Source organism: Rhizomonospora bruguierae, from assembly GCF_018397995.1.
GTDB classification, from domain to species: Bacteria; Actinomycetota; Actinomycetes; order Mycobacteriales; family Micromonosporaceae; genus Rhizomonospora; species Rhizomonospora bruguierae.
In genome coordinates this window covers 1-2,942 of sequence record NZ_BBQH01000073.1, presented here as the reverse complement: position 1 = coordinate 2,942, position 2,942 = coordinate 1, and the positions used below count along the sequence as shown (strand labels likewise).

Below are 2,942 nucleotides of genomic sequence, written 5' to 3'. Positions count from 1 at the left end.
AGGCGCCGATCGCGTCGACGCCGTCGGCGAGTAGCCGCCAGAGGTCCTCCGGGGTCGCGACCCCGCCGGGGAAGCGGCAGCCCATGCCGACGATGGCGATCGGCTCGCCGAGCTGGTCGGCCTCGACGGCCCGTACCACGGGCGTGGCGGCGGCGCCGGTGGCGGGGCCGAGCAGCGAGCCGATGTGGTCCGCGACCGCCTGGGCCGTCGGGTAGTCGAAGACGAGCGTGGCCGGCAGGCGCACACCGGTGGCGGTGCCGAGCTGGTTGCGCAGCTCGACCGCGGTCAGCGAGTCGAAGCCGAGGTCCTGGAAGGCCCGGCCGGGCTCCACCGCGTCGGCGCTGTCGTGGCCGAGCACCACGGCCACCTGGGCGCGGACGAGGTCGAGCAGGAATCTGGCGCGCTCGGCGGCGTCCAGGCCCGCGAGGCGCCCCGCGAGCCCGCCGGTTGCCGCACCGGACGCGCCGGCGGCCGCCCGCCGCGCCGGCATCCGGACCAGGCCGCGGAGCAGGGCCGGGATCTCTTCGCCACGGCGCCGCAGGACCGCGGCGTCGACGCGCAGCGGCACCACCGCCGCGGCCCCGGCGGCCAGCGCCCGGTCGAACAGCGCGAGGCCGTGTTCGGGGGCGAGCGCCGGCAGGCCCTGCGCCTGCATCCGCTGCTCGGTCAGGTCGAGCAGCTGGGTCATGCCGGTCTGCATGCTCCACAGGCCGAAGGCCATCGCGGTGGCCGGCAGCCCCGCGGCACGCCGGTGCCGCGCGAGTGCGTCGAGGAAGACGTTGGCCGCGGCGTAGTTGCCCTGGCCCGCGGCGAGCACCAGGCCGCCGGCGGAGGAGTACAGCACGAACGCCTTCAGGTTCAGATCGCGGGTCAGCTCGTGCAGGTGCCAGGCCGCGTCGGCCTTGGCGGCGAACACCGCGGCCAGCCGGTCGGGCGTGAGCGCGTCGATCAGGCCGTTCTGCGCGACGCCGGCCGCGTGCACCACGCCGATCAGCGGGTGCTCGGCGGGAATCGCGGCGAGCAGGGCGGCGAGCGCGGCGCGGTCGGACACGTCGCAGGCCGCCACCGTCACGGTCGCGCCGAGGTCGGTCAGCTCCTGGCGCACCCGCGCCGCATCGGGCGCGTCGGGCCCGCGCCGGCTGGTCAGCAGCACGTGGCGGACGCCGTGCTCGGCGACGAGGTGGCGGGCGGCGAGGGCGCCGAGGCCACTGGTGCCGCCGGTGACCAGCACCGTTCCGTCCCCGTCCCAGGGCGATGCCGCGGCACCGGCGGCGACCCGGGCCAGCCGCGGCACGACGGCCTGCCCGTCCTGGATCGCCAGCTCCGGCTCGCCGGAGGCCAGGGCCGCGCCGAGCGCCTCCCACGAGGCGTCCCGGTCGTCGAGGTCGACGAGCACGAACCGGCCGGGATGCTCGGCCTGTGCCGCTCGGGCCAGTCCCCAGACCGGGGCGACGCGCACGTCGGCGGCCGCGTCGTGGGTGACCAGGACCAGCCTCGAACCCTCGTACCGCGGGTCGGCGAGCCAGCCCTGCAACCGGCCCAGTACCTCGTCGGCCAGGGTGTGCGCGGCGGCGAGCGGATCGTCGCCCCCGGCGGGGACGCAGGGCAGGACCACGGTCGCGGGGGCGGGGCCGTCGGCGGGTAGATCCGTCCACGCGGTCCACTCGACCGGTGCGGCGACGCTCGCGCGCAGCGGCTGCCACTCGATCTGGTACAGGTCGTCGACCGTGCTGTCGCGCAGCTGGTCGGCGGTCACCGCGCGCCCGCGCACCGCCCGCACCGACGCGACGGGTTGGCCGGTCGGGTCGGTGAGTTCGAGGGTGAGGCTGTCGGGACCGGGCCGGGTGATCCGTACCCGGACCGTGCTGGCACCGGTAGCGTGCAACCGCACACCGGTCCAGACGAACGGCAACACCGGCCCGTCGCCGTCAACGGTCACCGCGGCATACGCGAGCGGGGCGTGCATGGCAGCGTCCAGCAACGCCGGGTGAATCTCGAAACCAGCACCAGAGTCCACGATGGACTGTGGCAGGCTGACCGTGGCATAGAAGTCATCGCCGGCCCGCCAGGCTTCCGTCATGCCCTGGAACGCCGGCCCATACCGGTACCCGGCCACGGCCAAGTCGTCATACGCGGTATCCAACGGAACCGGCGTGACACCAGCCGGCGGCCACGCACCAGCCACCACAGCAGGCACAGGCTGACCCGCGACCGACAGAATCCCCTCAGCGTGCAGCGTCCACGGCCGGTCCCCGGCCCGGGAATGCACCGCGATGCTCCGCAGGCCGTCCGCACCGGTCGGGCCGACCACGACCTGGATCGCGACGGCGGCGTCATCCCGCAGCACGAGCGGCGCCTGGAGGGCCAACTCCTGCACGGTGTCGCAGCCGGTCTGAGCGGCGGCGAACAGCGCCAGGTCGACGAACGCGGCCCCCGGCAGCAGCACGCTGCCCAGGATGTCGTGATCAACAACCCACGGCTGGGAGGCCGCGGACAGACGACCGGTGAAGGTGACGGCGTCGGAGTCGGGGGCCGGGACGGCCGCCATGAGCACCGGGTGCTCGGTCGCCAGCTGGCCGGCGGCGGAGACGTCGCCGTTTCCGGCGGGCGGCAGGGTCCAGTACCGCTGGTGTTGGAACGGGTACGTGGGCAACTCGATCCGGTTGGCCTTGGGCAGCACCGCCACCCAGTCGACCCGTTGGCCGGTGGTGTGCAACTGAGCGACAGCACCGATCAGCGTCTCGGTCTCGCTCTGCTCCCGGCGGGCGGCCGGCACCGCCCCTTCGGTCAGTGGGGTCAGGATCGCGTCGGGACCGACCTCCAGAATCCGGGTGACACCCTCGCTGCGGGCGGTGTCGATGGCATCGGCGTACCGGACCGTGGCCCGGACCTGCCGCACCCAATACCCCGGACTGTCCATCGCCACATCGGCCCCAACCGTT

Annotated in this window: 1 protein-coding gene; it reads right to left on the bottom strand. The window is 74.8% G+C overall.

Features of this window, described 5'->3' with window-relative positions; genetic code table 11:
* On the bottom strand, window positions 1-2,920 hold a 2,920-nt coding region (locus KJS59_RS25220; protein WP_213455453.1), incomplete at its 3' end, for a type I polyketide synthase.
* Between the last annotated feature and the right edge of the window lie 22 nt (window positions 2,921-2,942).